2 protein-coding genes and 1 pseudogene are annotated in these 1775 nt (G+C 75.8%); all 3 read right to left on the bottom strand.

Translation table 11 applies throughout. From position 1 onward, the window contains the following. Window position 1: 1 nt before the first annotated feature. A complete protein-coding gene (locus ACL02R_RS29975; protein WP_412800108.1) occupies window positions 2–667 on the bottom strand; it encodes an SGNH/GDSL hydrolase family protein in 666 nt (221 codons plus the stop codon). Between the two features lie 74 nt (window positions 668–741). Beyond that, on the bottom strand, window positions 742–1359 hold the full coding sequence (locus ACL02R_RS29970; protein ID WP_412800107.1) for a flavin reductase family protein: 618 nt from the start codon (window positions 1357–1359) through the stop codon (window positions 742–744). A 215-nt stretch (window positions 1360–1574) separates the two neighbouring features. Next, window positions 1575–1775, bottom strand: a pseudogene (locus ACL02R_RS29965) (hypothetical protein); the annotation flags it as partial.

Here is a 1775-nt window from a genome sequence, read left to right as displayed (position 1 = left end):
ACTAGACGCCGCCGACCGTGACCAGGCGGGCCCAGGCGCGTGCCAGGATCTCGTGGCCGTACGGCGTCGGGTGCACGCCGTCCGCCGCGACGCGCGCCGCTCCCCCGGCCGTGCGCGCCGCCTGGTTGAGCAGCCCGTCCGCCGCGAGCAGGCCCGCGCCGAACTCCTCGGCGAGCCGCCTGACGGCCTGGATACGCGGATCGAGGTCCTCGCGCCACGTCCACTGCGCCGGCGTGACGGGCACGAGGAACGGTTCGACGAGCAGCAGGCGGGCGCCGGTCTCGTCGGCCGTCCTGGTGAGCAGGTGGCGGTAGTCGGCCTCGTACGCGGCGATGTCCGTGGTGAGGCCCGAGTCGTAGCGGCGCCATGTGTCGTTGACGCCGACGAGGACCGAGACGAGGGCGGGCTTGAGGGCGACGGCGTCGTCGGTCCAGCGTGCCCGCAGGTCGGCCACCCGGTCGCCGCCGACGCCGCGGTTGAGGAAGACGAGGCGGCTGCCGGGGTGGCGGTCGGCCAGCAGGCGGGCGGCGAGGGCGGCGTACCCGTCGCCGAGGCCGTCGCCCAGGCCGGTGCGGCGCCCCGCGTCGGTGATGCTGTCGCCCTGGAAGAGGACCGTGGAGCCGGGGGGAATGCTGAGCGTGCTGGCGCTGTGCGGGCTCTGCGGCATCGTGTGCTCCGGGGTTCGGTGGTCGTGTGCCGTCACATTGTGCGCCCGGTGCGCGCGCCCCCGGCTCCCGGCCGTCATATCGCGGTGCCGGTGCCTATGCGGTGGTAGGTGCGGTCGTGGAAGACGAGGGGCATGGCGCCGTCCGGGCGGGTGCGGGTCTCCAGGACGCGCAGCGAGACGAGGTAGCTGCTGCCGACCGCCGTCCGCTGCTCGACGGCGCCGCGCAGCCAGGAGACGGCGCCGTCGATGACCGGCTCGCCGGTCGGCAGCGGCGTCCAGCCGCCCGCGGCGAAGCGGTCGATGCCGCTGGTGGCGAAGCGGGCGGAGACATCGTCCTGGTGGTCGGCGAGGAAGCTGACGGCGACGGTGGGCGCGGCGGCGAGCGCGGGCCAGGACGAGGACGACGCGGCGATGGAGAACGCGAGGAGCGGCGGGTCGGCCGAGACGGAGATGACCGACGTGGCGGTGAAGCCCGTGTGGCCGCTCTCGTGGGCGAACGCGACGACGGCCACCCCGGCGGGGTGCCGGCGGAACACCGCCTTGTACGCCTCGGCGGTGACGGCCTGGCGGGCCGTCGCCTCCCGGGTCACCGGGCGGCTCCGGCGGGGCGGGGCGAGGCGGTGCGCGGGCTGTGCGCGGGTGTGGGTCTCGGTGCGGTGGTGGGCATGGGCTCCTTCTTCCTGGCGGTTCATCCGTTTCCTGTGCGTTCTACCGTGTTCCGGTGCGCGCCCGATGGGCGGGGCACGGGAGGAGGATGCCCAGCGGAGGGGACCCGGCATTCGCGCGGCAGGGATCCGTTGTGTGCGCGGGGGGACGGGGGCGTCCGGCGCGGGGGCGGCGCACGCGCGGAGGGGGCCCGCCGGACGGCGGGCCCCCTCGTGCGGTGCTGTGTGCCGGGCGGGTGCGGTCAGCGTGCCTGCTGCCGCGCCGGTCCGCCCGTGATGACGAACTGGGAGCCGGGCTCGACCACCACGTCCCCGTCGGCGGTGCCGCTGATGGTGACGTCGGTCAGCGTCGCGCTGCCGCGCGCCCCCGCCATCGCGAGGATGCCCGCGCCGTTCAGCGAGCCGTCGATGGTGACGTCGCTGATCTGCGCACCGGGCACGGC

Origin of the sequence: Streptomyces sp. MS19 (genome assembly GCF_047200595.1) — a bacterium.
Lineage (GTDB): Bacteria > Actinomycetota > Actinomycetes > Streptomycetales > Streptomycetaceae > Streptomyces.
This window is presented reverse-complemented; position numbering and strand designations above follow the sequence as displayed.